Here is a 25561-nt window from a genome sequence, read left to right on the forward strand (position 1 = left end):
CCTGGGTCCGTACCGCGCCCATGCTTGCGGCGATGACCAGGGCGATCGCCGCGCCTCCATGGTGGACAGGGTCTGGTCGAGGATGAGGAAGCCGGCCGCCGCCGCGAGGGCCGGTTCGAGGCTCATCATGATCGCGAAGGTGGAGGCGGGCAGGCGGCGCAGGGCGAGGAGTTCGAGGGTGTAGGGCAGGACGGAGGACAGGATCGCCACCGCCGCGCCCAGACCGAGCGTCACCGGGTCGAGGAGCTTCGTGCCCGACTCGACGACGCCCAGCGGCAGGAACAGCACCGCGCCCACCGCCATCGCCAGCGCGAGCCCGTCCGCCTGCGGGAAGCGGCGGCCGGTGCGGCCACTGAAGACGATGTACGCCGCCCACATCGCGCCCGCCGTCAGCGCGAACGCCGCGCCCAGTGGGTCCAGGTCACCGACCCCGCCACCGAGCAGGAACACGCCGGCGAGCGCGAGCCCGGCCCACACGAGGTTCAGGGCACGCCGCGAGACCAGGACGGAGAGGGCGAGCGGGCCGAGGACCTCCAGGGTGACCGCGGTCCCCAGGGGGATGCGGTCGACGGCCTGGTAGAAGAGGCCGTTCATCGCGGCCATGGTGATGCCGAAGACGACAACCGTGCCCCAGTCGGCGCGGGAGTACCCGCGCAGCCTGGGCCGGCAGACGACGAGCAGGACGACGGCCGCGACCAGCAGCCGCAGCGCCACGACGCCCAGCGCGCCGGCCCGCGGCATCAGGGTCACCGCGAGCGCGCCGCCGAACTGGACGGACACACCTCCCGCGAGCACCAGCCCGACGGGCCCGAGTGCGCCCCACCGGCCGGGGGCGGGGGCAGGGGCCGTACCGGCCGAGGTGGCGGGCTGCCGGGTCGGCGCGGCGGTTTCGGGGGTGCTCACGGGCGGTCCAGGGGTTCGGTGGGCTCGGTGCCAGGCATGCGTGGCGTGCATCACGATGTACTGTGAAGTCCAGGGTAATGGACTAGGTCAGGAGTGTGAAGCGAATTCGCCACTGTCCGGCGGAGCCAGGTGCAAGGGCCCCGCCCGTCGGCCTCGGCGGCGTGCCAGGGACAGATCCCGTCAGCCCCAGCGGCGTGCCAGGGACAGATCCCGTCAGCCCCAGCGGCGTGCCAGGTAGAGATCCCGTCAGACACCGTCAGATCCCGTCAGACACCGTCGGCCTCAGCGGCGTGCCAGGTACAGGTCGAGCGCCCGATGGAGCACCCGGTTCAGCGGGAAGTCCCACTCGCCGAGGTACTCCGCCGCCTCGCCGCCCGTGCCGACCTTGAAGCGGAGGAGGCCGAGGAGGTGGTCACCGTCCTCCAGGGTGTCAGTGATGCCGCGCAGGTCGTAGACGGCGGCGCCGAGTCCGTGGGCGTCGGACATCATGCGCCACTGCATGGCGTTGTTGGGCTGGACCTCGCGTCGGCGGCTGGTGGAGGCGCCGTAGGAGTACCAGACGTGTTCGCCGACGGTGAGCATGGTGGCCGCGGCCAGGACCTCGCCGTCGTGGTGGGCGAGGTAGAGCCGCATCCGGTCGGGGTGTTCGGCGTTGAGCGCGGTCCACATGCGCCGGAAGTAGGCCAGGGGCCGGGGGATGAAACGGTCCCGTTCGGCGGTCTCGACGTAGAGGCCGTAGAAGGCCGCCAGGTCCGTCTGGTCGCCGCGGACGACCTTGACGCCCGCCTTCTCCGCCTTCTTGATGTTGCGCCGCCACTGCTGGTTGAGGCCGCCCTGGATCTCCTCCAGCGACCGCCCGGCGTACGGGACCTGGAAGACGTACCGCGGCTGTCCGGCCGCGAAGCCGTCCTCGCCGCCCGGCTCGGCCTGCCGCCAGCCGGCGCCGCGCAGCCGTTCGGCGAGGTCGAGGGCGCGCGGTTCGGTGGAGGTGGGTGCGGTGTCCCGCAGCCGCCGGGCGCCCGGATCGGCGATCGCGGCCTTCACGGCGTCGGCACTCCAGCGGCGTACGACGACGGGCGGGCCCATCTTCACGGAGAACGCGCCCCGCGCCCTGAGGTGGGCGAGCATCGGCTTCAGCCAGCGCTCGACGAGGTCCGCCGCGAACCAGTCGACGACCGGCCCCTCGGGCAGATACGCCAGGTACCGCTTCAGCCTCGGCAGCGGCCGCAGCAGCACCAGTCCCGCCCCCACGAGCGCCCCCCGCTCGTCGAACCAGCCGAGGCTCTCCGCCCGCCAGTCCGGCTTCACGTCCCCCCACGCGGGGATCTGCATGTGGCTGACGGAGGGACGCGCCGCGACGAACGCCAGGTGCGCGTCACGGGTGATCGTCTGGACACGCAGGCTCATGCGCGGGGCTCCTTCGGATGACGGTCCGGCCAGCGTAGGAGTCGGCCGCACCCGTCCCGAGGACCGAACGCCCGGCGCGCCCGCGTGTCCGCCACGCGCGCGTGCCGGGTCGGCGTCCTAGCGAGCCGGCGGTGGTCCGGCGTCGGCCCCGCGCCCGTCGGTCGGCCCGTCCGCGAGTCCCTCCGCCAGCACCTCCGCGAGGTGCCGCCCCCGCACGCCCGCGAGTTGTTCGAGCTGGGTCCGGCAGGAGAAGCCGTCCGCGAGGACGACCGCGGACGGGTCCGCCTCGCGAACCGACGGCAGCAGCCGCTCCTCCGCGCAAGCCGCCGACACCTCGAAGTGTCCTTTCTCGAAGCCGAAGTTGCCCGCGAGGCCGCAGCAGCCGCCGCTCAGTTCGCCGTCGAGCCCGGCAGCCTCGCGCAGCCGGCGGTCGGCCGTGTCGCCGAGGACGGCGTGCTGGTGGCAGTGGGTCTGGCCGACGGCGGGACGGTCGAGCCGGGGCGGGCGCCAGCCCGGGGCGTGCCGTTCCAGGGTCTCCGCGAAGGTGAGGACGCGGGCCGCGAGACGGGCCGCGCGCGGGTCGTCGTGCAGCAGTTCGGGCAGGTCGCCGCGCAGGGCGGCGGCACAGCTCGGCTCCAGCACGACGACCGGCGCGTCCGTCTCCAGCACCGGTTCCATCAGGCCGAGGGTGCGGCGCAGCACCACGCGCGCGTGGTCGAGCTGCCCCGTGGAGACGTACGTCAGCCCGCAGCAGACCCGTCCGCGCCGGGCCGTCAGCAGCGCCGCCGCGCTCCTGGACCGCCCGTCCCCGACCGGCCGCCCCCGCATCCGGAGGGTGGGCGGCAGCGCCACGCGCAGCCCGGCCGCCTCCAGTACCCGTACGGCGGCCCGTCCGACGGAGGGCGAGAGGTGTTCGGTGAAGGTGTCGGGCCACAGGACGACGAGGTCACCGGAGCCACCCCCCGGCCCCCGGCCCCGCCACCACCCGCTGAACGTCTCCCGGGCCAGCCGCGGAATGCCCCGCTGCGCGGCGATCCCGCCCACCCGTTTCGCGACCCACGCCAATGGCCGCACCCCCGCCAGCGCGTTGGCGAGCGATGCCGTGCGCGTACGGCTCACCCAGCGCAGCCAGACCGGCAGGCGGCCCATGCTGTAGTGGGCGGCGGGGCGGCGGCGGCCCGCGTAGTGGTGGTGGAGGAACTCCGCCTTGTACGTGGCCATGTCGACCTCGACCGGGCAGTCCGAGCGGCAGCCCTTGCAGGAGAGGCAGAGGTCGAGCGCCTCGCGCACCTCCTCCGACCGCCAGCCGTCGGTGACCACCTCACCGGCGAGCATCTCGTGCAGCAGGCGGGCACGACCGCGCGTGGAGTGCCGTTCCTCGCCCGTGGCCCGGTAGGAGGGGCACATGACGGCGGGCCCGGACGCCGTCGTCGTACGGCATTTGGCGACGCCCACGCAGCGGCGGACGGCGGCCGTGAAGTCGCCGCCGTCACCGGGGTAGCCGAAGGCCACGTCGACGGGTTCGCGGGGCAGGACGGCGAAGCGCAGGCCGGAGTCGAGGGGGGCGGGGCGGACCAGCATCCCGGGGTTGAGGAGGTCGTCGGGGTCCCAGACGGCTTTCGCGCGCTCGAAGAGGGCGACCATCTCGTCGCCGTACATCCGCGGCAGCAGTTCGGCGCGGGCCTGCCCGTCGCCGTGCTCCCCGGACAGCGAACCGCCGTGCGCGACGACCAGGTCGGCCAGTTCCTCCGAGAAGCGACGGAAGCGGCCGACGCCCGCCTCGGTGAGCAGGTCGAAGTCGATGCGGACGTGGATGCAGCCGTCCCCGAAGTGCCCGTACGGCGCGCCGCGCAGGCCGTGCGCGGTCAGCAGGGCGCGGAAGTCCCGCAGATACGCGCCGAGCCGGGCGGGCGGCACCGCGCAGTCCTCCCAGCCGGGCCAGGCCTCGGTGCCGTCCGGCATCCGGGTGGCCGTACCGCTGGCGTCCTCGCGGATGCGCCACAGGGCGCGCTGCCCGGCGCCGTCCGTCACCACGCGCGCGTCCACGGCGTCGGCCGCCCGCACGATCGCCTCCGCACGCGCGCGTGCCTCACCGGCCGAGTCCCCGCCCGTCTCCACGAACAGCCACGCCACGCCGCGCGGCAGCCCCGCCACCGAACGCACCAGGTCGGCGGCCATCCCCTCGACCGTCAGCGGCCTGTACGGCAGCAGCCCCACCGCGGCTTCGGCGGCGGCGCACTCGTCGGCGTACCCGAGCACGGCGAGCGCACGCGCGCGTGGCGCCTCGACGAGATCGACCACCGCCTCCGTGAGCACACCCAGGGTGCCCTCCGAGCCGCAGAACGACCGGGCGACGTCGGCGCCCTTCTCGGGCAGCAGGGCGTCCAGGGCGTATCCGGAGATACGGCGGGGCAGCTCGGGGAACCCGGTGCGCAGCCGCGCCCGCTCACCCTCCACCAGTGCCCGCAGCCCGTCGGGCGCGCCGGCCCACCCCCGCCCGAGCCGCAGCCGCTCCCCGCGCGCGGTGACGACGTCCAGCTCGCGCACACTGTCCGCCGTCGTCCCCCAGGCGACCGAGTGCGAGCCGCAGGAGTTGTTGCCGATCATCCCGCCGAGCGTGCAGCGGCTGTGCGTGGACGGATCGGGTCCGAAGCGGAGCCCGTGCGGGGCGGCTGCCTCCTGGAGCCGGTCGAGCACCAGCCCCGGCTGCACGACGGCCGTCCGGGCGGCGGGATCCAGCGTGACCAGCCGGTTCATGTACCGCGTGAAGTCCAAAACGACACCCGTACCGGTGGCCTGTCCCGCGATCGACGTCCCCCCGCCGCGGGGCACGACCGGCACCCCGTGCGCCCGGCAGACTGCCAACACGGCGGCCACGTCGTCGGCGTCGCGAGGGGCGACGACCCCCAAGGGGACCCGCCGGTAGTTGGACGCGTCCATGGTGACGAGGGCCCGCGAGGTGACATCGAAACCGACATCGCCCCGGACGGCCCCGCGCAGCTCGGCCTCAAGATCCGACATGGGTCAAGCAAACCAGCTCGTACGGCCGTCCGACACGGGACGCCCACTCGCCGTCCTCGTCCCGCATCCGCCCCCCGAACGGCGTCTCATCGGACGGACGACGTTTCGAGCACGTTTCTCCACCGGATACGCTCCCCCCGTGGCTGAGATCCGGATTCCTGCTGACATCAAGCCCGCCGACGGTCGATTCGGCGCGGGCCCCTCCAAGGTGCGGGTGGAGGCGCTGGACGCCCTGGCCGCCACCGGCACGTCGCTCCTCGGCACCTCCCACCGACAGGCCCCGGTCAAGAACCTGGTCGGCCAGGTGCGTGAGGGCATCTCCCAGCTGTTCCAGCTCCCCGAGGGCTACGAGGTGATCCTCGGCAACGGCGGCTCCACCGCCTTCTGGGACATCGCGACGCACGGCCTGATCGAGAACAAGTCGCAGCACCTCACCTTCGGCGAGTTCAGCTCCAAGTTCGCCAAGGCCGCCAAGCTGGCGCCGTGGCTGGCCGAGCCGACGGTCATCTCCTCCGACCCGGGCACGCACCCCGACCCGGAGGCCGAGGCGGGCGTCGACGTGTACGCCTTCACGCACAACGAGACCTCGACCGGTGTCGCCGCCCCGATCAAGCGGGTGGCGGGCGCCGACGAGGGCGCGCTCGTCCTGGTCGACGCGACGTCGGGCGCGGGCGGCCTGCCGGTCGACATCGCCGAGACCGACGTCTACTACTTCGCCCCGCAGAAGTCCTTCGCCTCCGACGGCGGCCTGTGGATCGGCGTGTTCTCCCCGGCCGCGATCGAGCGCGCGGAGCGCGTCCACGCGTCCGGCCGCCACGTCCCGGAGTTCTTCAGCCTCCCCACGGCGATCGACAACTCCCGCAAGAACCAGACGTACAACACGCCGGCGCTCTCCACGCTCTTCCTGCTGAACCAGCAGCTGGAGTGGATCAACGGCCAGGGCGGCCTCGACTGGTCGACGGCCCGCACCAAGGACTCGTCGACCCGCCTGTACGGCTGGGCCGAGGAGTCCAAGCACGCGGCCCCGTTCGTGTCGGACCCCGCCAAGCGCTCCCAGGTCATCGGCACGATCGACTTCACCGACGAGGTGGACGCGGCGGCCGTCGCCAAGGTCCTGCGCGCCAACGGCATCGTCGACACCGAGCCCTACCGCAAGCTCGGCCGCAACCAGCTCCGCGTCGCCATGTTCCCGGCGATCGACCCGGCGGACGTCGAGGCCCTCACGAAGTGCGTCGACTACGTCATCGAGCAGCTGTAGCAGCTCCCGCACGACAGCGAAGGGCGCCCGGTGTAAGCCACACTGGGCGCCCTTAGCCGTACAGGGGCGACGAAGACTCAACGTGCCGTGACGGCCCGGACGATCAGGGTGCCGATGTGGCCGGGCGCCGGAGCGTCGAGCACCTGTGCATCGGCCGAAGCGAACCCGGCCCGCGTCAGCAGGCGCTCCCAAACGGCTGGGCGGTAGCTGTAGCGGTAGGTGAACATAGACCTGCCGGCGAAGCCGCCCTTGTACATGCCTTGCGGACCGTACGCGCCGGGGATGGCCGGAGGCTGCGAAAAAACGAACACCCCGCCCGGGTTGAGCCGCGCCCGCACGAGCGGAAAGAGGCGGCCCGGGTCGGTGAACCATGCGGCACCGAAGATCGAGCAGACGGCGTCGTACGTCTCGCCGGAGGCGGCCAGCCACTCCAGGACCTCGCCACAAGCGAAGACGGCGCCGGTGCCGGCCCACCGCTCGGTGCTCTTCCTCACCATGACCGGGGAAAGGTCGACGCCGTGTGCGGTGATGCCGCGCAGGGCAAGGTGGGCGAGGGCGCGGCCAGTTCCGCAACCGATCTCCAGCACGCTGCGCGGGGCACCGAGCAGTTCCGGACCAGGGCCGTGCCCGGCGTACTGCGTCCACCGGAACACCGGCTCGGCGTCGTCCTTGAAGCGGACTCGGCGTAGGCATCCCATAGTTCGGTCTCAGCGGGGATGTCGTGTGGAACGGGCACAGAACGTGTTCCCTTCGCGGTGAAGGGCGGCCACCCTGCCCTCGGAGGGAGTGCAGGCAGGGATCGACGCCAGGCGGTTCAATGGCTGTCGGGGACCTTGTTGTCGCAAGGCGAGCAGTTCGTGCCGTCGATGGCCCACAGCTCCTCGTCGATGGTGAAGCCGATGGACTTCAGGAAGTCCGCGGTGCGCAGGCACAGGCCGTCGCGGCGACGCTCGATGAATGCCTGCGGGTGTGGAACACGCTGAGAGCATCGGACTCGCGCTGGTCGCGGCGCCGGCCGATGCCTGGGGGTGCCGGCAGGAGCCGTACACGAAATGTGTGTGGGCCCGGTTCCTGCCGGTGGAGGCAGACGCACCGGAGAGGTCCCATGCTCCGGCTGCTTCATGAGGCCGTCGTCCGCCTGCTCACCCGACCCCACTGCGAACCGCCGATGGCCGGCCTCGCGCAGGAGGTCCGCGCACCCGACCCCTACGTCTGGCGGCTCCCGAGCCCCCACGACGCCCGCTGGCGCCGCTGGTCCAGGCGCTCCCGCGCCACCGGCCGCTACCTGCCCTTCCCCCACGACGAAGCCTGCTGGCAGGCCCCGCCCCCACCCGCGCCGCCGTCCTGGCAGACCGGCGACGAGGTGGTGCGGACGTACGTCCGCAACTGCGCCCGCCAGATGGGGCGTTGATCCCGCCGGCGGGACGCACGCCGGTCCGGTCGAGCGGGCGGGCGGGCAGTCCGGAGCGTCAGGGAAAGGCGTCCACCGTGCTGCTCGGGGACCGCGTGACGTCACCCACTGAGCTTCTGGAACCTCCGAACCGCCAGCGGCAGGAAGATCGCCGTCAGCACCACCGGCCACACCCCGGCCATCAGCAGCGCGTGCTGCTCGACCCATGAGTCACCGCCGCCGACCGAGGTACCGAACAGCTCACGGGTGGCCGCGGCCGTGGAGGAGACCGGGTTCCACGCGGCCACGTGGCCCAGCCAGTCGGGCATGAGTCCGGGCGCGACGAAGATGCTGGAGATCATCGTGAGAGGGAAGGCCACCGCGAACAAGCCGCCGGCCGCTTCCGGGTTGGGCACGATCAGGCCGAGCCAGACGCCGATCCAGATCAGCGCGAACCGCAGCCACAGCAGCAGACCGAAGGCGGCCAGGAAGCCCCAACCCCCGTCCGGACGCCACCCCATGGCGAACGCGGTGAGCATCATGATCGCCAGCTCCGCGCAGGCCACGATCAGATCGGTCACCCCGCGCCCGGCGACCACCGCGGAGGAGGCCATCGGCATGGAGCGGAACCGGTCGATGACGCCCTTGGTGGAGTCGTAGACGACGATCGTCGCCGTGTTGATGAAGCCGAACGCCATCGTCATCACGAACATGCCCGGCATCAGGAAGTCCCGGTAGTCCCCGTCTCCGGGCACCCGCATGGCGCTGCCGAAGACATAGCCGTAGAGCAGGACGGAGAGGATGGGGAAGCCCAACTGCCAGGCGATCATCACGGGTTGGCGCTGGTAGGCGGTCAGGCCGCGGCGGACGATGTTCCAGCAGTCGGCGAGCAGCCAGTAGACGCGGCCGTGCGTACGGCCGCGGGTGTCCGCCACGCCCGGATCGACAGCGCTCATACGGCGGCCTCCCTCTTCCGGGACAGCTCCGCGGGGTCCGTACGGTCCGCGCCATCCGTGCGGTGTCCGGTCAGGCGCAGGAACACGTCGTCGAGACTCGGCCTGCGCAGTCCGATGTCCTCGACCCGGACCCCGTCGTCCTGCAGGGTGCGGGCCACCTCGGTGAGAGCCGCCACCCGGTCGGTCACGGGCGCATGCACCCGCAACTCGGTCTCCTGGACCTCGGGTTCGCCGTCGGCGACACGGGCGACGACCTGCACCGCACGCGGGACGTCGGACCGCTCGGCGACCACGACCTCGATCCGGTCGCCCCCGACCCGGCTCTTCAGACCGTCCGGGGTGTCGTCGGCGATGGCCCGTCCCTGGTCGATGACGGTGACGCGGGCCGCCAGCCGGTCGGCCTCCTCCAGATACTGCGTGGTCAGCAGCACGGTCGTGCCGCCCGCGACCAGCGTCCGCACGGCCTCCCACACCTCGCCCCGGCCGCGCGGGTCCAGGCCCGTCGTCGGCTCGTCGAGATAGAGGACGGCCGGGGCGAGGATCATCGAGGCGGCGAGGTCGAGCCGGCGCCGCATGCCGCCGCTGTACTTGCCGACGCCCTTGTCGGCGGCTTCGGTCAGATCGAAGCGCTCCAGCAGTTCGGCGGCCCGCAGCCGCGCCCGCTTCCCGCCGAGATGGAAGAGCCTGCCGAACATCTCCAGGTTCTGCCTACCGGTGAGCACCTCGTCCACGGCCGCGTACTGCCCGGTGAGCCCGATCCGCGCGCGTACCTCGCGCGGCTGCCGGGCCACGTCCAGCCCGGCCACGGTCGCCCGGCCGCCGTCCAGCCGGAGCAGCGTGGCCAGGATGCGTACGGCGGTGGTCTTGCCGGCGCCGTTCGGCCCGAGCAGGCCGTGCACGGTGCCCTCCCGGACGGCCAGGTCGAAGCCGTCGAGTGCGAGTTTGTCGCCGTACCGCTTCCGGAGTCCCTCGGCGCGCACGGCGTATCCGTCCGTCATGTCTCCCCTTCCGATAACTGAGTACACCGTACCCGATTGCGCGTACGCCGTACCCAGTTATCGGGACGGAACTAAGCTGCACGCATGACGAGCGGCACGGAGACCAGCGGCAGCGGCGACATCGGACGCACCCTCGACCTGCTGTGGGACACCGGCAAACGGCCGAGCCGGGGTCCCGGCCGGGGCTGACGCTGGAGCGGATCGTGGAGACCGCCGTCGGGATCGCCGACCGGGAGGGACTCGACGCACTGTCGATGCGCCGGATCGCCACGGAGTTGGGGGCGGGCGCGATGTCCCTCTACCGCTACGTCCCCGGCAAGGCCGAACTGCTCGACCTCATGCTGGACCGCGTCCAGCGCCCCAGCCCCGAGCCGCTCGGCGACGACGGCTGGCGCTCCGCCCTGGAGGCGACGGCGCACGGGACCCTCGCCCTCTACCGCCGCCACACCTGGCTGCTGGAGGTCAACCAGTCCCGCCCGGTCCTCGGCCCGAGCGCCCTGGACGGCATGGAGAAGGTGCTCGCCCGCATCAGGCCCATGGGCCTGTCCGACCCGGAACTGCTCTCGGTGATCATGATGATCGACGGTTACGTCGTCGGGGCCGCGCGCACGCAGGTCTACCAGGAGGAGGCGGAGCGCCGGTCGGGCCTGACGGACGCCCAGTTCTGGGCGGCACAGGCGCCGGTCCTGGAGAAGGCCATGACCAGTGGCAACTACCCCGTCATGGCCTCCCTGTCCGAGGACACCTTCAGTCCCGCCTTCGACCACTTCGGTTTCGGGCTGGAGCGCATCCTGGACGGACTGGAGGTCCTGGTCGAACGGCGTCAGGGCAAGGCCGGCTGAGGCAGGCCCAGCAGGCCGGCCGGAGCAGGCTCAGCGCCTCCGGCGCAGCCGGCCGAGGCCGAACAGGCCCAGACAGACGACCACCACCGCGACCGCGCCCACCTTCACACTGCCGCTCGCCCCCGCGTCCCCGCCCTCGTCGGAGCCCGCCGAACTCCCCCCGCCGGACGGTGACCCGGCCGCCCCGTCGCCCGGCGCGTCCTCCGCCTGCACATCGCTCCCGGCGCCCTCGGTGCCGTACATCAGCTTCGAGCCGTCGGCGGAGAAGGTGACGGACTCGCCCTGGCGCTGCAACGGCACGTCGAGGCGGCCCAGCCGCTCGGGGACGCCGCCGTTCCAGTCGTAGTCGATGCCGCCGAAGTAGCCGCGTACGGCGAGGCGTTCGCCGTCCGGGGAGAGGGCGGCGTCGGTGGCCCACAGCTCGATGGGGGCGACGGGCCGGAAGACGTTCTTCCCGGAGGCGGACAGCTTGGCCGGAGCCTCGTACAGGTGGCCGCCGTCCTCCTTCTTGTCGATGATGTACACGCGCCCCGTCCTGGGGTGGACGAACAGCGACTCGGCGTCACGGGCGCCGTCGGAGTACGTGACGACGTACTGCGTGGCGCGCACGGTCGCGTTCGCCAGCTTCTTCGGCTCGGGCAACTCGTAGATCCACACGTACGGCCAGGTGCCGCCGAGGTTGTCGCCGATGTCACCGACGTAGATCCGGTTGCCGGGGCCGATGGAGATCGCCTCGACGTCGCGCGGGGTGCCGATGCCGGTGAGGGTGAGGCGGGCGACCGTCTTTCCGGTGGAGCCGTCGACGGCGTAGAGGTAGGGGCCGTCGTCGCTGTCGTTGTGCGTCCAGTAGATGCCGGGGTGCTGGCGGGAGGCGGCCAGACCGCTGGACTCGGTGATCCTCGGGTCCTCGATGGTGAAGCTCCGGCCGCCGTCGGCGGCGGAGGCGGGCGCGGCGAGCGCACCCACGAGCAGGGCCCCGGCAAGGAGGGCGAACGGTCGGCGCATGCCCCAAGACTGCCATCCCGCACACCTGTTCCGGGCTCGTGGCCCGGCTCACACCCCACGCGCCACTCCCATCCCTCATGATGAGCGGATGCTCAGGATCATGCCCGTCGGCGACTCGATGACGATCGGCAGCTCGGGCGAGTTCACCTGGCGTCACCGCATGTGGCGGCACCTGTGCGCGACGTACGGCGGCCCGGTCACACTCGTCGGCCCCCGCGAGACGCTGTACGACAAGGCCGCGGACGCCCCCACCTCGAACGCGTACGCCGACCCCGACTTCCCCCGGCACCACCTGGCAGGCTGGGGCGAGGGCTGGCTGCACATGGCGCCGCTCGTCGGCGACGCGGTCCGCGAGTGCCGGGCGGACATCCTGCTGGTCTCGCTCGGCCTGATCGACCTCGGCTTCTACACCGACGCCGAACAGACCGCGGGGAACGTACGCGCCTTCGTGGAACAGGCACGGGCGGCGAACCCCCGGATCGGCATGGTCCTCCTGCCGGTGATCCCCAACATCCGCGCCGCGACCGACGAGCCCTTCGGCGCCCAGGTCGTCCGCTTCAACGAACTCCTGGCGAAGACGGCCGCCGACCTCGACGCGCCGCCCTCCCCCCTCCTCCTCGCCTCGATCCCGGAAGCCTGGGACATCGACGGCGACACCTACGACGGCACCCACCCGAACGCCAACGGCGAACACCGACTGGCCCGCGCCTTCGCGGAGGCGCTGCACCAGGGGTGGGGGCTGGGCGGGGCGTACGAGGGCTGAGACCCTGCGTCCCGCGTGCGCCTTCCGGCGTCCGCGCACCGCCCCGTGCCCTGGTCACCACGAGAGTCGACCTCGGCGGTGCCGTCGACCTGACGGGAACCGTCGTCGACCTCGTCCCCGCCACCGACACGTTCCCCCGTGACCGACCGCCCGCCCTTGCATCGAGCGCACTCGAAGCCGTTGGCTTGTGCTCCATGAAGTACACGCAGCTGGGACGCACCGGACTCAAGGTCAGCCGACTGGTCCTCGGGACCATGAACTTCGGACCGCAGACAGACGAAGCCACCAGCCACACCATCATGGACGCGGCGCTGGACGCGGGGATCAACTTCTTCGACACCGCGAACGTGTACGGCTGGGGTGAGAACAAGGGCCGTACCGAGGAGATCATCGGCAACTGGTTCGCGCAGGGCGGCGAGCGGCGCGACAAGGTCGTGCTCGCCACCAAGATGTACGCGAACATGGCCGCCTCCGACGACGCCTGGCCCAACCACGACAAGCTGTCCGCGCTGAACATCCGGCGGGCGGTGGACGCGTCGCTGAAGCGGCTCCGGACCGACCACATCGACGTCTACCAGTTCCACCACGTCGACCGGAACACTCCCTTCGAGGAGATCTGGCAGGCCATCGACGTGCTCGTGCAGCAGGGCAAGATCCTCTACGTCGGGTCCAGCAACTTCCCCGGCTACAAGATCGCCCAGGCCAACGAGATCGCCGCCCGGCGCGGCGGCACCATCGGCCTCGTCAGCGAGCAGTGCCTCTACAACCTGGCCGAGCGGCGCGCCGAGATGGAGGTCATCCCGGCCGCGCAGGAGTACGGCCTCGGGGTCATCCCCTGGTCGCCGCTGCACGGCGGGCTGCTGGGCGGGGTCATCAAGAAGGAGGTCGAGGGCGGGCGCCGGGCGAGCGGCCGGGCCGCCGACACCCTGGCGAACGCCTCCTCCCGCGCGCAGATCCAGGCGTACGAGGACCTGCTGGAGAAGCACGGTCTGGAGCCCGGCGAGGTCGCCCTGGCCTGGCTGCTCACCCGGCCCGGCGTGACCGGCCCGATCGTCGGCCCGCGCACGGCCGAGCAGCTCGTCTCCGCCGTGCGCGCGGTCGAGCTGGAGCTGGGCGAGGAGCTGCTGGCGGGCCTCGACGAGGTGTTCCCCGGCCCGGGTCCGTCCCCGGAGGCCTTCGCCTGGTAGGCGGGGAGCCTGCGGCAGGGTCGTGGGGCAGCGGTGTGCGGCCGCGTTCGGTCACCTACCGAGCGCCGCCGCCACCGCCACCAGAACGAACATCAGTACGAGCGCACCGGCCATGATCCGGTTCCGGGTCTTCGGGTCCACCCTTCGAGCCTAACCGGCCCCGCCGAGTGCCCAGTGGCCGACCGGCTCATAGTGCGGCTGCTCCCCCGGCACCCCGGACCTCGGCAGGTCGCTGCGCACGAGTGTCAGCTGCCGTACGGTCCACTCGCGGCCGGCGAAGGCGTGCAGCGACTCCACGTACGGACGGGTGTCGAGGGCCTCGCGGCTGCGGGCCACGGTCAGGTGGGCCTTGTAGCGGCGGTGCTCCCCCAGGTCCAGGCCCGCTCTGCGGCCCGCGGCCTCCGCCCGGTCGGCGAGCAGCCGCAGTTCCGCCACCCCGCCCGCCACCCCGGCCCACAGGGCCGCCCGTGCCCGAACTGGCCGCCGCCGCGCAGCGCCAGCGCGAAGGGCGCGGTGCGCCGGGCGGCCCGCTCCAGCCGTGCCGACAGCTCCGGTACGGCCTCCTCGTCGACCTCGCCGTAGAAGGCGAGGGTGAGGTGCCAGCCCGGACTGCCGGTCCAGCGCAGCTGTCCGCGCCGGGCAGTTTCCTCAACGCGGCGACCTCGGCGGCGAGTTCGCAGGTCACGTCCTGCGGGGGCAGCACGGCGGCGAAGAGTCTCATGGGGCCAGTGTGCCTTCCGTCACCGCCCCCCGACGTGAGTCATGCCGCCGGCGCCAGTTCCTTGCGCCGTTCCCTCGGTACGAACCGCAGGGTCGGGCGGCCGTGGTGCCAGCCGACCGCGAGGCGCAGGCCGCCGACGCGGGCCAGGACCAGGCCGACGACCGCCGCCGCGAGCGCGGAGACGGCGCCGCCCGCCGCGAGGCCCGCCCGGACGCCGTACGCGTCGGTGATCCAGCCGGCGATCGGTGCGCCGACCGGGGAGCCGCCGAGGAAGACCATCATGTAGAGGGCCATGACGCGGCCACGCATGGCCGGGTCGGTGCCCATCTGGATGGTGGTGTTCGCGGTCACGTTGACCGTCATGCCGAACATGCCGATCGGCACCATGAGCAGGGCGAACAGCCACAGCGAGGGGGCCGCCGCGGCGACCAGCTCCACCATGCCGAACGCCACGGCCGCCGCGATCAGCACCCGCATCCGGGAGGTCCCGCGGCGGGCCGCGAGGAGCGCCCCGACCAGGGAGCCGACCGCCATCAGGGTGTTGAAGAGGCTGTAGGAGCCCGCGCCCGCGTGGAAGACGTCGTCGGCGAAGGCGGTGAGGTAGACGGGGAAGTTGAAGCCGAAGGTGCCGATGAAGCCGACCAGGACGATCGGCCAGATCAGGTCCGGGCGTCCGGCGACGTAGTGCAGGCCCTCCCGCAGCTGGCCCTTGCCGCGCGGGGCGCGCTGGACGGCGTGCAGTTCGCGGCCGCGCATCAGCAGCAGTCCGGCGATGGGCGCGACGAAGGAGAGGCCGTTGGCGAGGAACGCCCAGCCGGTGCCCACTCCCGTGATCATCAGGCCCGCGACGGCGGGGCCGACGAGCCGTGCGGACTGGAAGTTGGCGGAGTTGAGGCTGACCGCGTTCTGCAGCTGGTCCGGGCCGACCATCTCGGAGACGAAGGACTGGCGGGCCGGGTTGTCCAGGACGGTCGCGAGTCCGACGGCGAAGGCGGCGACGTAGACGTGCCAGACCTCGACGTGACCGGAGAGGGTGAGCAGCGCGAGCGCGACCCCGGTGACGGCCATGGCCACCTGGGTGAAGACGAGGGTGCGGCGCTTGGGCAGGCGGTCGACCAGGACACCGCCGTAGAGGCCGAACAGGAGCATCGGCAGGAACTGCAGGGCCGTCGTGATACCGACGGCGGTGGCGGAGCCGGTGAGGCTGAGCACGAGCCAGTCCTGGGCGATGCGCTGCATCCAGGTGCCGATGTTGGAGACGACCTGGCCGGCGAAGAACAGGCGGTAGTTCCTGACCTTCAGGGAGCTGAACATCGAGGACCTGCGGGTGCCCCCGGGCGGGCCCGGAGGAGAGTCGTGGGTGGTCGGTGCGGGGGCGGAGTCTGCTCCGGGTCCCGTACTCAAAAGGGTCGCCTCCTCGGGAAGTGCTTACAGGTGTGCGAGCTTCTCCAGGACGGGGGCGGCGGCACGCAGCTTCGCCCACTCGTCCTCGTCGAGACCGTCGACCAGGGTGGCCAGGAAGGCGTTCCGCTTGGCGCGGCTCTCCGCGAGCATGGCCTCGGCCCGCTCGGTCTTCGTGACGACCTTCTGGCGGCGGTCCTCGGGATGAGGCTCCAGCCGGACCAGTCCCTTGGCCTCCAGGAGCGCCACGATGCGGGTCATCGACGGCGGCTGTACGTGTTCCTTGCGGGCCAGCTCACCGGGGGTGGCGCTGCCGCACAGGGAAAGGGTGCCCAGCACCGACATCTCGGTGGGGCTCAGTGACTCGTCGACACGCTGGTGCTTGAGCCGACGGGACAACCGCATCACGGCGGAGCGCAGGGAGTTCACGGCGGCAGCGTCGTCGCCATGCGTAAGATCCGGCATGTATTTAGAATAACTCATTACCCTAACTAAGGACCACCCGGGGAGCGCTCGCTTCCCGTGACGCACGCCACTCAACCGCCACATCCCCCGAATATCACTCATACGGGTGGTGCGGGCGCGGAAGGCCACCCGCCGCCCCGGACCGTGCCGCGACCCTCGTAGCCATGGGGACCGACGTGCTCAGCCTGCGGATGGACCACGAACTGCTGGAGCGGCTCCGGCACCATGCCGCCAAACGAGGAATGAGCGTCCAGGACTATGTCGTCCAGACGCTCATTCGCGATGACTTCGACGAACGGTTCCAGACCGCGGTCGAGGAGACGGAGAAGTTCTACGGCCTCACCTGAGCCGCGTGACGCGGCTCAGGTGAGAGAGGGCGCGGCTCAGGTCAGACCCAGGGCCGGCATCAGGTAGTAGAAGGCGAACACTGCCGAGACCACGTACATCGGGACCGGGACCTCCCGGCCGCGTCCGGCCGCCAGGCGCAGGACCGCGAAGGTGATGAAGCCCATGCCGATGCCGTTGGTGATCGAGTAGGTGAACGGCATCATCACCATCGTGACGAAGGCCGGGATCGCGATCGTGTGATCGGCCCAGTCGATCTCCCTGACGGAACCGGCCAGGATCAGGAAGCCGACCGCGAGCAGGGCCGGGGTGGCCGCCTGGGACGGGACCATCGTGGCGACCGGGGTCAGGAACAGCGCCACGGTGAAGAGACCGCCGGTGACGAGGTTCGCGAAGCCGGTGCGGGCGCCCTCGCCGACGCCGGCCGTGGACTCCACGAAGGCGGTGGTGGCGGAGGCGGAGCCGGCGCCACCGGCGGCGACGGCGAGGCCGTCGACGAAGAGGACCTTGTTGATGCCGGGCATCTGGCCCTGCGCGTCGGTCAGCTTGGCCTCGTCGCTGACGCCCATGATCGTGCCCATCGCGTCGAAGAAGCACGACAGCAGCACGGTGAAGACGAAGAGGACGCCGGTCAGTACGCCGACCTTGCCGAAGCCGCCGAAGAGGCTGAACTCGCCGATGAGGCCGAAGTCCGGGGTGGCGACGGGGTTGCCGGGCCACTCCGGGGTGGTCAGACCCCAGGACGGCACGGTGGCGACGGCGTTGATGACCAGCGCGAGGACGGTCGTCGCGACGATCGAGATGAGGATCGCGCCGGGCACCTTGCGGACGATCAGGGCGAGCGTCAGCAGCGCGCCGAGGACGAAGACGAGAACCGGCCAGCCGTTGAGGTGACCGTCGCCGCCGAGCTGGAGCGGGACGGTGGTCTGGGCGACGTCCGGGATACGGGTGACGAAGCCGGAGTCCACGAGGCCGATCAGCATGATGAACAGGCCGATACCGATGCTGATGGCCTTGCGCAGGCCGAAGGGCACGGCGTTCATGACGCGCTCGCGCAGACCGGTCGCCACCAGCAGCATGACCACGAGGCCCGCGAGGACGACCATGCCCATCGCGTCCGGCCACGCCATCCGGGGGGCGAGCTGGAGCGCGACGACGGAGTTCACGCCCAGACCGGCGGCCAGCGCGATCGGCACGTTGCCGATGACGCCCATCAGCAGCGTCGTGAACGCGGCCGTGACGCAGGTGGCGGTGACGAGCTGGCCGTTGTCGAGCTGGTGCCCGTACATGTCCTTCGCGCTGCCCAGGATGATCGGGTTCAGCACGATGATGTAGGCCATCGCGAAGAAGGTGGCGAAGCCGCCCCTGATCTCCCGGGGCAGCGTGCTGCCCCGCTCGGAGATGCGGAAGAAGCGGTCGAGCGCGCCGTGCGCGGGCGTGCCGCCCGGTTCGCCGGGCACGGGAACCTTGGCGGGGGCCGAGGTGGACATGTGGAACCTCATCACCGGCGGACATCCCCCATGCCGCTTTGGTGCTTCCTACGAATGAAAGTGGTCAAAGGCAAACCGTTTCAGTATGAACACATAAATCGGGGAGCACCATCTCCGCGCGTAGACCTGATCGCCTCGTAGGCTGTCCCCCATGGCGAAGTGGATCCCCAAGCACGAGGCGCCGGAGCCCCTGGAGGGCCCCGTGGTCGCCACCATCACCGGCGGCACGATCCTCTGGTTCGCCCTCTTCCTCGTCCAGCTGCCCTTCTACGGCTGGTTCGACGATCACGGCCACCTGTGGTGGCTCTGGACCTGCCTCGCGGGCGGCGCTCTCGGATTCATCGGCATCTGGTACGTCCGCAGGCGCGACGCGGCGATCAAGAGGGGTGCCGCCGAGGGGGAGTAGACGGCACGTAGTACCGGGGCACGACAGCCGTCCTCCCCAGGTCGGATCTTCCGGGCCTCCGGCGGGTGAACGCCCCCGTCCGCACGTACCGTCGATTCCATGACCCATACCGACGCCGCCGCCACCGCCCCGGCCCCCACGGCGACCGGGCTCACCACCGCCGAGGTCGCGGAGCGCGTGGCGCGCGGTCAGGTCAACGACGTACCCGTCCGCAGCAGCCGCTCGGTCGGCGAGATCGTCCGGGCGAACGTCTTCACCCGGTTCAACGCGATCATCGGCGTCCTCTGGGTGATCATGCTGGTCGTCGCGCCGTTCCAGGACAGCCTCTTCGGGTACGTCATCCTCGCCAACACCGGCATCGGCATCATCCAGGAGTGGCGGGCGAAGAAGACCCTCGACTCCCTCGCGGTCATCGGCGAGGCCCGCCCCACCGTCCGGCGCGACGGGGCCGCCGTCACGGTCGGCACCTCCTCCCTCGTCCTGGACGACGTCATCGAGATCGGGCCCGGCGACAAGATCGTCGTGGACGGGGTGTGCGTCGAGGCCGACAGCCTGGAAATCGACGAGTCACTGCTCACCGGCGAGGCGGACCCCGTCGTCAAACGCCCCGGCGACCAGGTGATGTCCGGCAGCTTCGTGGTGGCGGGCGGCGGCGCCTTCCGGGCCACCAAGGTCGGACGCGAGGCGTACGCCGCCCAGCTCGCCGAGGAGGCGTCCCGCTTCACCCTCGTCCACTCCGAGCTGCGCACCGGCATCTCCACGATCCTCAAGTACGTGACGTGGATGATGGTCCCGGCCGCGACCGGCCTGGTCGTCACCCAGCTGTTCGTCAAGGACAACGACCTCAAGGACTCGATCGCGAGGACCGTCGGCGGGATCGTGCCGATGGTCCCGGAGGGCCTCGTCCTGCTCACCTCCGTCGCCTTCGCGATCGGCGTCATCCGGCTCGGCCGCAAGCAGTGCCTCGTCCAGGAACTGCCGGCCATCGAGGGCCTCGCCCGCGTCGACACCGTCTGCCTGGACAAGACCGGCACCCTCACCGAGGGCGGCATGGACGTCACCGAGGTCCACGCCCTCGACGACAGCGACTCCGGGTACGTGCACAAGGTGCTCGGCGCGCTCGGCGAGTCCGACCCGCGGCCCAACACCTCCCTCCGGGCGATCATCGACGCCTACCCGGACACCGAGGACTGGCGCTGCACCGAGGCCCTGCCCTTCTCCTCCGCCCGCAGGTACAGCGGCGCCGCCTTCACCGAGGGCGACGGCGAGAGCAGTACGTGGCTGCTCGGCGCCCCCGACGTGCTCCTCGCCGCCGACGACCCCGCTCTCGCCCAGACCGAGCGGCTCAACGAACAGGGCCTGCGGGTGCTGCTGCTCGCCCGGACCGTCCGCGACCTGGACGACCCCGAGGTGGCCCGCGGCGCCCGCCCCACCGCCCTGGTCGTCCTGGAGCAGCGGCTGCGCCCCGACGCGGCCGACACGCTGCGCTACTTCGCCGAGCAGGACGTCCACGCCAAGGTCATCTCCGGCGACAACGCGGTGTCCGTGGGCGCCGTGGCCGCCAAGCTGGGCCTGGACGGCCGTACGGTCGACGCGCGCGCCCTGCCCGCCGAGCGGGACGCGATGGGCGCGGCGCTCGACGAGGGCACGGTGTTCGGGCGGGTCACCCCGCAGCAGAAACGGGACATGGTCGGCGCGCTCCAGTCCCGCGGGCATACCGTCGCGATGACCGGCGACGGCGTCAACGACGTCCTCGCGCTGAAGGACGCGGACATCGGCGTGGCGATGGGCTCGGGCTCGGAGGCGACGCGGGCGGTCGCGCAGATCGTGCTGCTGAACAACAGCTTCGCCACGCTGCCGTCGGTGGTGGCGGAGGGCCGCCGCGTCATCGGCAACATCACGCGGGTGGCCACGCTGTTCCTGGTGAAGACGGTGTACTCGGTGCTGCTGGCGCTGCTGGTGGTGTGCTGGCAGGTGGAGTACCCGTTCCTGCCCCGCCACCTCACCCTGCTGTCGACGCTGACGATCGGCGTCCCGGCGTTCTTCCTCGCCCTCGCCCCCAACAAGGAGCGCGCCCGGCCCCACTTCGTGCGGCGGGTGATGCGGTACTCGATCCCGGGCGGGGTGCTGGCCGCCGTGGCGACCTTCACGACGTACCTCATCGCACGTCACCACTACACGGGCGAGGGGGCGTTGGAGGCCGAGACGAGCGCGGCGACGCTGACCCTGTTCCTGATCTCGATGTGGGTGCTGGCGATCATCGCCCGGCCCTACACCTGGTGGCGGGTCCTGCTGGTGGCGTCCATGGGCTCGGCCTTCGTGGTCGTGCTGGCGGTGCCGTGGCTCCAGGACTTCTTCGCGCTGAAGCTGATCGGGATGACGATGCCGTGGATCGCGGTGGGCGTCGCGGCGGTCGCGGCGGCCGTCCTGGAGTTCCTGTGGAGGAGGGTCGACCGCCGCGTGGCCGCCTAGCGCTCGGCAGGTACCGGGGAGGCTGAGGTCCCCCGGCCGGCCGCGGGGCGTCGTGGCCGGTCGGGCGGTGACCCGCGCCCCTGGAGGCGCGGGTCACCGCCGTTCGTCAGCGCACGTCGATGTAGTCGCCCGTGGCGTTGGCCGCCGGGGTGGTCGAGGTGCCCGCGAAGCTGTAGCGGAAGTAGCCGTCCGCGGTCGCCTTGACGGTCGTCTTCAGGGTCTTGATGGTCTTGACCGTGGTGTAGGTGCTGCTGCCCTTCTTGCGGAACTGCAGCTTCACCGGCTGGGTGGAGTAACCGTGGTACTGGTTGTCCTCCCAGTTGGCGCGGGACAGCTTGCCGGTGACGGTGATGGTGGCGCCCTTGCGCACCGGCTCCGGGGCGGCGTTGACGGTGAGCTTGGAGGCGCGCTGCAGCTTGGCGAGCGTCAGGGCGTCGCCCTCGGCGTAACCGACCTTGCTCCAGTCGATGCTGTCGTCGCTGTACGGGTCCTGGTCGTTCCAGTCGTACGCGTACCCGAGCGCCTTGAAGCTGGTGGCGTCGGAGTTCAGCAGGTCACCGTCGGCCGGACGGATGTCGATGGTGTTCTTGCAGTTGGCCACCGTCGCGGAGACGTTGGTGCAGGTCGGCCAGTCGTCGCCCCACAGGATGTTGGTGGGGTTGCTGAGCGCCCCGCGGTACAGCAGGACGTCCAGCTCGAAGTCCTCGGCGCTGAGGTCGATGTCCGCGGCGTGGGTGACCCGGAAGGACACGGGGGCCGTCACCTTGCCGGTGGTCCCGACGACGATCGGCTTGCCGTTGTTGACGCTCACGCCGGAGAACTTGAGGTCCAGGGCGTAGGGAGCGGCCGCGGTGGTGGAACCGGTGAACGCGGTCTTGCCTGCGGCGGCGCGGTGCGCGGCCTGGAAGAGGTCGGCCTTGCTCGGCGCGCCGTCGGCGGCGTTCGCGGCAGGCACGGCCAGCGCGGAAAGGGCCAGGGCGCCGGAGACGGCGGCCACGGTGGCACGGATGCGCATGCATTCCCCTCGATGGAGAAAGGGGCCCTGACGGTCGTCGTTCCCTACGGCTCGTCTTCACACAGGGCCAAATGATCACGGAGCCTGTTGGCTCATGTGATGAGATGCCCGACGGATGTGAAGGGTTGTACGAAGTCGGGGAAATTTCCCGCGTGTTTGGTCCGGCCCTCTCCCGGGCGCCCCGGTGAATCCGGTGCGCCCGGGCCCGTGAGGGTCACGTCGTCGTGTCGGAGGGCACGTCGTCGTCGAAGGGCCACGACGTGGCCTCAGTCGAACCAGCGGTCCCGTGCCAGCTCGTCCGTCCTGGACGGGTCCTCCATCAGGGCCGCCACCTCGAAGCGGCGGGGCCACTGGCCGGCCGCCCAGGCCAGGCCGGCGGCGACGCCCTCCAGGGTGGAGGCGTGCAGGACGCCGTCGTCGGTCAGGCGCCAGTCGATCTCCACGCCGTCGACGACGAGTTCCTCGTGCTCGACGTAGGTGACGGGGGTGCGCGGGCCGAGGAGGACGCGTACCGGGCCGGGGACCTCGTGCTCGGTGCCCTCGGAGTGGATCTCGCCCGTCACGGACTCGCTGAGCCGGCGGACCTGGAACAGTTCGGCCAGCCCGGCGGCCCGCGTCGGCCGTACGGGGAGCAGCGGGACGCCCTCCGTGAAGGGCAGCAGGTCGGGGGAGTCGACGACGACCGCGTCGGCCGCGTCCACGACCTCGACCCGGCCGTCGACGACGGCCCGCAGCTCGTCCGGCAGGGTCACCTGTTCCGGGTCCAGCTCGGCCAACGCGCTGTACAGCCCGTGCAGTTGGCCGGCACCCACCGGGCGGTCCGGATCCGCGAGGCGGTCGAGGAGTTCGGCGGCGCCGCCGGGCTCGTCCAGCAGGGCGGCCACCGAGGTCCGTACGCCCAGGGCGCGCAGGACCTGCTCGTCGTCGAAGCCGGCCGCGTCGCCTGGTCGTACAGGCCGTGCAGGAGGGGGTCGCCGCCCGCCGCCAGCAGGCCCGCGGGGCGGCGGCCGTCGAGGACGGGGTGACCGCGCAACCACCAGGCGGTGTAGGGACGTACGACCTCGTGGGTGCCGTCCGGCAGGAGGATCCGGACCGGCTGGGTGAGGGCGTCGCGCAGGGGCGGCCGGGCGAGCAGGGCGAGCGCCCGGGGCCAGTGGTCGTCGTCCACGAGGTCGAGGTCGCGGACGGCGACCAGCTCGGTGGCGACCGGCGGTACGGGCGTGTCCGGGAAGCGGTCGAGGATGTCCTCGGCCCACACGTCCACGGCGTCCAGCAGTCCGGCGTCGTCCGGTTCGGCGAAGTCGCCCTCCCGGGGCTCCAGTTCGTCCGGATCCAGGACGACGTCCGTGGCGCGCACGAGCGCGAAGTCCGCGAGGACGCCGCAGGCGGCGAGGGGCTGTTCGCCCCACTTCTCGGCCAGCTCGGAGTCCACGCGGGCGAGTTCGCCCTCGCGGACGACCTGGGCGAACGGGCTGCCGGGCAGGACGAGTTCACCGGCCGGCGTCGGCTCCCCCTCCTCGTCGGGCAGGGCGAGGGCGCCCAGCCAGGGCTCCTCTCCGGGTTCCAGCCCCGCGTCGCGGACGAGAGCGAGGACGGTGTCGGCCAGTTCCTCGGCGTCCGGGGTGCCCTGGTCGTCCCAGGCACCGCCGTCGTCGTCCAGGGACGCGGCCACGGCCGCCCGCACCTGCGGGGTCGTCAGCACCGCTCGCGGCGTCGCGGGCAGGGCGCCCAGCTTCTCCAGCAGCGGATGCGCGGCGTCCGGGTGGGCCACCTTCAGGCCCAGCCGGGCGAGGACGTCGGCGTCGAGACGGGCCGCGTCCGAGGTCGGCAGCAGCACCTGCCGGGGGCCGATCGTCGTCCGGCCGTCGGCCAGGGGCACGGGCAGCCCGGAGAGCCGCTCGGGATCCACCCCGGCGAGGCTCTCGTAGAGCCGGTACCACCACTGCGGGTCCTTCTCCAGCCCGGCCAGCCGGTCGACCGCGTCGGCCAGCGGCACCCGCGCCACCCCGAGCGTGCGCAGCTCCACCCGGCGCTCCAGCCCGGCGGGCAACAGCGTCTGCAACACCTCGGCGAGCACCCGTACGGTGTCCGCGCCCGCGCCCTCGACGACCTCGGCGTCCCGGGGCCGCAGCGCCTCGGGCAGCGCGTCCTCGTCCTCGCCCTCCACCGGCTCGGCGGCGGGCGGCAGGAACGCCGTGCGCGGCAGCCGCTCCAGGATCGCCTGCCGCAGCGCGCCGTCCAGCTCCCCCTTGCCCAGCGGGCCCGGCACCAGGTCGATGATCCCGGCGGTCACCGGGCGCCAGCCCGCCAGCAGCCCGGCGTACGCGTCCGCCGCCCGCTGCACCAGATGGTCGGTGAGCGGGCCGGGCGCCGCGTGCCGCCGGGTCGTGTCGAGGGGGAAGGAGGCGATCAGCAGCGCGGGCACCCCGAGGGGCTCGTCGCTGGGCGTGGGGGCGTGCACGACGGGGCTGGTGCGGGGCCGGACCGGGGACCCGTCCGCGTCGACCGGTACGGCCCAGGTCACCGACCAGTGGGGCCGCAGCCGCTCCTCCACCGGCCGGTCCGCGAGCAGGTCGGGGGTGAGCGGCCCGTGCGCGGCGGCGATCCGCCACCGGGTCGTCCCCTCCCGCGTGTCCGTCACGACCGTGAGGGCGCCGTCGGTCTCCCGGCGCAGGGTGCGGGGCGCCGCGTCCCCGACCTCGATCACGACCTCCTCCAGGCCCGGCAGGGCGAGGATGAGGGCGTCGTCCACGGCGGTGAGCAGCCGTTCCGCGAGATCGGCGGCGGCGGCGTCGCGCAGGGGCAGGATGACGGCCGTGTCGTAGGGCTCCGGGGCCGTGCCCTCGGCGGCGAAGGGCAGCCGCAGCAGCGGCACATGGCCCTCCCGGCGGCGGACCTCGTCACCCAGGCCCGGACTGTGCCGGGCGGTCTCCGAGGCCAGCACGCGGGCCTCCGCGAGGGACCAGCGGACACCGCCGTGCCGACCGACGACGGCGGGCTCGTCGGTCACCGCGAGGACGGCGGCGAAACCGACGCCGAAGCGGCCGATCGCCGACTGTGCGGCCGCCTGGGTGGCCTCGCGTTTCGCGGAGGCGCGGAGGGTGGAGAGCGACTCGACGCCCGCGGCGTCCAGCGGGGCGCCCGTGTTCGCGGCGACCAGGACCCCCTCACGCAGGGTCAGGCGCAGCCGGCCGGGCGCGCCCGCGCGGGCGGCGGCGTCGGCGGCGTTCTGCGCCAGCTCCACGACCAGGCGGTCACGGTAGCCGCCGAGGACCAGATCCTCCTCGGCGTTCGCGTCCTCCCGGAAACGGGCGGGACTCGTGGCCCAGGCGTCCAGCACCCCGCGCCGCAACCGGGCTGTCCCGAACGGATCGGCCCCCTCGGCCGCCGGTCGCACGAACTTGCTCACGTCGGTTCACTCTCCTCATCGCCGTGAGCTCGAAGGTACCGCGAGCGGCCGGCTCCGCCGGTTCCGCACCACGAGGGGCCGGCCCCCTCCAGCCCCACCCCCTGGCC

Annotated in this window: 16 protein-coding genes and 5 pseudogenes; 8 read left to right on the plus strand and 13 right to left on the minus strand. The window is 72.2% G+C overall.

The genetic code is table 11. The features are described 5' to 3' along the window. The 3 genes and pseudogenes from BM536_RS15610 to BM536_RS15620 all read right to left on the minus strand — a co-directional run. A pseudogene (locus tag BM536_RS15610) lies at positions 1–954 on the minus strand (EamA family transporter); the annotation flags it as partial. Positions 955–1185: 231 nt separating this feature from the next. Further along, positions 1186–2310: a lipid II:glycine glycyltransferase FemX gene (locus BM536_RS15615; protein WP_094103042.1), complete on the minus strand. Its 1125-nt coding sequence runs from the start codon at positions 2308–2310 to the stop codon at positions 1186–1188. Positions 2311–2427: 117 nt separating this feature from the next. Then, a complete protein-coding gene (locus BM536_RS15620) occupies positions 2428–5331 on the minus strand; it encodes an FAD-binding and (Fe-S)-binding domain-containing protein (RefSeq protein WP_094103043.1) in 2904 nt (967 codons plus the stop codon). A gap of 139 nt (positions 5332–5470) precedes the next feature. Between BM536_RS15620 and serC the strand changes: the two genes are divergently transcribed. Continuing rightward, the gene (gene serC, locus BM536_RS15625; protein WP_073494878.1) at positions 5471–6589 is read left to right on the plus strand and encodes a phosphoserine transaminase; all 1119 of its coding nucleotides are present in this window, start codon (positions 5471–5473) and stop codon (positions 6587–6589) included. Positions 6590–6666: 77 nt separating this feature from the next. On the opposite strand, the pseudogene BM536_RS15630 reads toward serC, so the two are convergent. Continuing rightward, positions 6667–7325 (minus strand): annotated as a pseudogene (locus BM536_RS15630) (class I SAM-dependent methyltransferase). Positions 7326–7694: 369 nt separating this feature from the next. Between BM536_RS15630 and BM536_RS15640 the strand changes: the two are divergent. Then, positions 7695–8000, plus strand: coding sequence for a hypothetical protein (locus BM536_RS15640; protein WP_073494876.1), 306 nt, complete (start codon positions 7695–7697; stop codon positions 7998–8000). A gap of 101 nt (positions 8001–8101) precedes the next feature. On the opposite strand, the gene BM536_RS15645 is transcribed toward BM536_RS15640, so the two are convergent. Further along, complete coding sequence (locus tag BM536_RS15645) at positions 8102–8935, minus strand: ABC transporter permease (RefSeq protein ID WP_073494874.1); 834 nt, start codon at positions 8933–8935, stop codon at positions 8102–8104. Next, the gene (locus tag BM536_RS15650; protein WP_094103044.1) at positions 8932–9933 is read right to left on the minus strand and encodes an ATP-binding cassette domain-containing protein; all 1002 of its coding nucleotides are present in this window, start codon (positions 9931–9933) and stop codon (positions 8932–8934) included. Before BM536_RS15650 ends, BM536_RS15645 begins: the two co-directional genes overlap by 4 nt. A gap of 84 nt (positions 9934–10017) precedes the next feature. On the opposite strand from BM536_RS15650, the pseudogene BM536_RS15655 reads away from it, so the two are divergent. After that, positions 10018–10775: pseudogene (locus BM536_RS15655) on the plus strand (TetR/AcrR family transcriptional regulator). Positions 10776–10805: 30 nt separating this feature from the next. Here BM536_RS15655 and BM536_RS15660 read toward each other — a convergent pair. Then, positions 10806–11780, minus strand: a complete 975-nt coding sequence (locus tag BM536_RS15660) for a TolB-like translocation protein (RefSeq protein ID WP_094103045.1) — start codon at positions 11778–11780, stop codon at positions 10806–10808. Between the two features lie 88 nt (positions 11781–11868). Here BM536_RS15660 and BM536_RS15665 point away from each other — a divergent pair, with 88 nt between their 5' ends. After that, positions 11869–12543: an SGNH/GDSL hydrolase family protein gene (locus BM536_RS15665; protein WP_073494870.1), complete on the plus strand. Its 675-nt coding sequence runs from the start codon at positions 11869–11871 to the stop codon at positions 12541–12543. 194 nt (positions 12544–12737) lie between these two features. Then, entirely contained in the window at positions 12738–13730 is a 993-nt protein-coding gene (locus BM536_RS15670) for an aldo/keto reductase (RefSeq protein WP_073494868.1), read from the plus strand. Between the two features lie 150 nt (positions 13731–13880). Here the strand turns inward: BM536_RS15670 and thpR are convergent. The 3 genes and pseudogenes from thpR to BM536_RS15685 form a co-directional block, all read right to left on the minus strand. Continuing rightward, positions 13881–14451 (minus strand): annotated as a pseudogene (gene thpR / locus BM536_RS15675) (RNA 2',3'-cyclic phosphodiesterase). Positions 14452–14490: 39 nt separating this feature from the next. Then, positions 14491–15855 carry an MFS transporter gene (locus BM536_RS15680; RefSeq protein ID WP_094103046.1) on the minus strand — a complete coding sequence of 455 codons (1365 nt, stop codon included), beginning with the start codon at positions 15853–15855 and terminating at the stop codon, positions 14491–14493. Positions 15856–15879: 24 nt separating this feature from the next. Continuing rightward, positions 15880–16317, minus strand: coding sequence for a MarR family winged helix-turn-helix transcriptional regulator (locus BM536_RS15685; RefSeq protein WP_073494866.1), 438 nt, complete (start codon positions 16315–16317; stop codon positions 15880–15882). Between the two features lie 164 nt (positions 16318–16481). Between BM536_RS15685 and BM536_RS15690 the strand changes: the two genes are divergently transcribed. Beyond that, positions 16482–16664 (plus strand): ribbon-helix-helix protein, CopG family, encoded by a 183-nt coding sequence (locus tag BM536_RS15690; RefSeq protein WP_073494864.1) that lies wholly within the window; start codon positions 16482–16484, stop codon positions 16662–16664. A gap of 36 nt (positions 16665–16700) precedes the next feature. On the opposite strand, the gene BM536_RS15695 is transcribed toward BM536_RS15690, so the two are convergent. Then, complete coding sequence (locus tag BM536_RS15695; protein WP_073494882.1) at positions 16701–18152, minus strand: NCS2 family permease; 1452 nt, start codon at positions 18150–18152, stop codon at positions 16701–16703. A 151-nt stretch (positions 18153–18303) separates the two neighbouring features. Between BM536_RS15695 and BM536_RS15700 the strand changes: the two genes are divergently transcribed. Both BM536_RS15700 and BM536_RS15705 read left to right on the plus strand, forming a co-directional pair. Next, positions 18304–18558 carry a DUF2530 domain-containing protein gene (locus BM536_RS15700; RefSeq protein WP_073494862.1) on the plus strand — a complete coding sequence of 85 codons (255 nt, stop codon included), beginning with the start codon at positions 18304–18306 and terminating at the stop codon, positions 18556–18558. Positions 18559–18657: 99 nt separating this feature from the next. Continuing rightward, positions 18658–21030, plus strand: a complete 2373-nt coding sequence (locus tag BM536_RS15705; protein WP_073494860.1) for an HAD-IC family P-type ATPase — start codon at positions 18658–18660, stop codon at positions 21028–21030. 106 nt (positions 21031–21136) lie between these two features. Here BM536_RS15705 and BM536_RS15710 read toward each other — a convergent pair whose 3' ends face one another. Both BM536_RS15710 and BM536_RS15715 read right to left on the minus strand, forming a co-directional pair. Next, complete coding sequence (locus tag BM536_RS15710) at positions 21137–22045, minus strand: hypothetical protein (protein WP_094103047.1); 909 nt, start codon at positions 22043–22045, stop codon at positions 21137–21139. 266 nt (positions 22046–22311) lie between these two features. Beyond that, positions 22312–25454 (minus strand): annotated as a pseudogene (locus tag BM536_RS15715) (sacsin N-terminal ATP-binding-like domain-containing protein). Positions 25455–25561: the final 107 nt, after the last annotated feature.

Source organism: Streptomyces phaeoluteigriseus (genome assembly GCF_001896135.2).
GTDB classification, from domain to species: domain Bacteria; phylum Actinomycetota; class Actinomycetes; order Streptomycetales; family Streptomycetaceae; genus Streptomyces; species Streptomyces phaeoluteigriseus.

Bases quoted from the DNA above. Each gene is read 5' to 3' on its own strand.
- BM536_RS15640 (WP_073494876.1), top strand. From the start codon at position 7,695: ATGCTCCGGCTGCTTCATGAGGCCGTCGTCCGCCTGCTCACCCGACCC.
- BM536_RS15695 (WP_073494882.1), bottom strand. From the start codon at position 18,152: ATGTCCACCTCGGCCCCCGCCAAGGTTCCCGTGCCCGGCGAACCGGGC.
- BM536_RS15670 (WP_073494868.1), top strand. From the start codon at position 12,738: ATGAAGTACACGCAGCTGGGACGCACCGGACTCAAGGTCAGCCGACTG.
- BM536_RS15700 (WP_073494862.1), top strand. From the start codon at position 18,304: ATGGCGAAGTGGATCCCCAAGCACGAGGCGCCGGAGCCCCTGGAGGGC.
- BM536_RS15665 (WP_073494870.1), top strand. From the start codon at position 11,869: ATGCTCAGGATCATGCCCGTCGGCGACTCGATGACGATCGGCAGCTCG.
- BM536_RS15650 (WP_094103044.1), bottom strand. From the start codon at position 9,933: ATGACGGACGGATACGCCGTGCGCGCCGAGGGACTCCGGAAGCGGTAC.
- BM536_RS15705 (WP_073494860.1), top strand. From the start codon at position 18,658: ATGACCCATACCGACGCCGCCGCCACCGCCCCGGCCCCCACGGCGACC.
- BM536_RS15615 (WP_094103042.1), bottom strand. From the start codon at position 2,310: ATGAGCCTGCGTGTCCAGACGATCACCCGTGACGCGCACCTGGCGTTC.
- BM536_RS15710 (WP_094103047.1), bottom strand. From the start codon at position 22,045: ATGCGCATCCGTGCCACCGTGGCCGCCGTCTCCGGCGCCCTGGCCCTT.
- BM536_RS15645 (WP_073494874.1), bottom strand. From the start codon at position 8,935: ATGAGCGCTGTCGATCCGGGCGTGGCGGACACCCGCGGCCGTACGCAC.
- BM536_RS15690 (WP_073494864.1), top strand. From the start codon at position 16,482: ATGGGGACCGACGTGCTCAGCCTGCGGATGGACCACGAACTGCTGGAG.
- BM536_RS15685 (WP_073494866.1), bottom strand. From the start codon at position 16,317: ATGCCGGATCTTACGCATGGCGACGACGCTGCCGCCGTGAACTCCCTG.
- BM536_RS15620 (WP_094103043.1), bottom strand. From the start codon at position 5,331: ATGTCGGATCTTGAGGCCGAGCTGCGCGGGGCCGTCCGGGGCGATGTC.
- BM536_RS15660 (WP_094103045.1), bottom strand. From the start codon at position 11,780: ATGCGCCGACCGTTCGCCCTCCTTGCCGGGGCCCTGCTCGTGGGTGCG.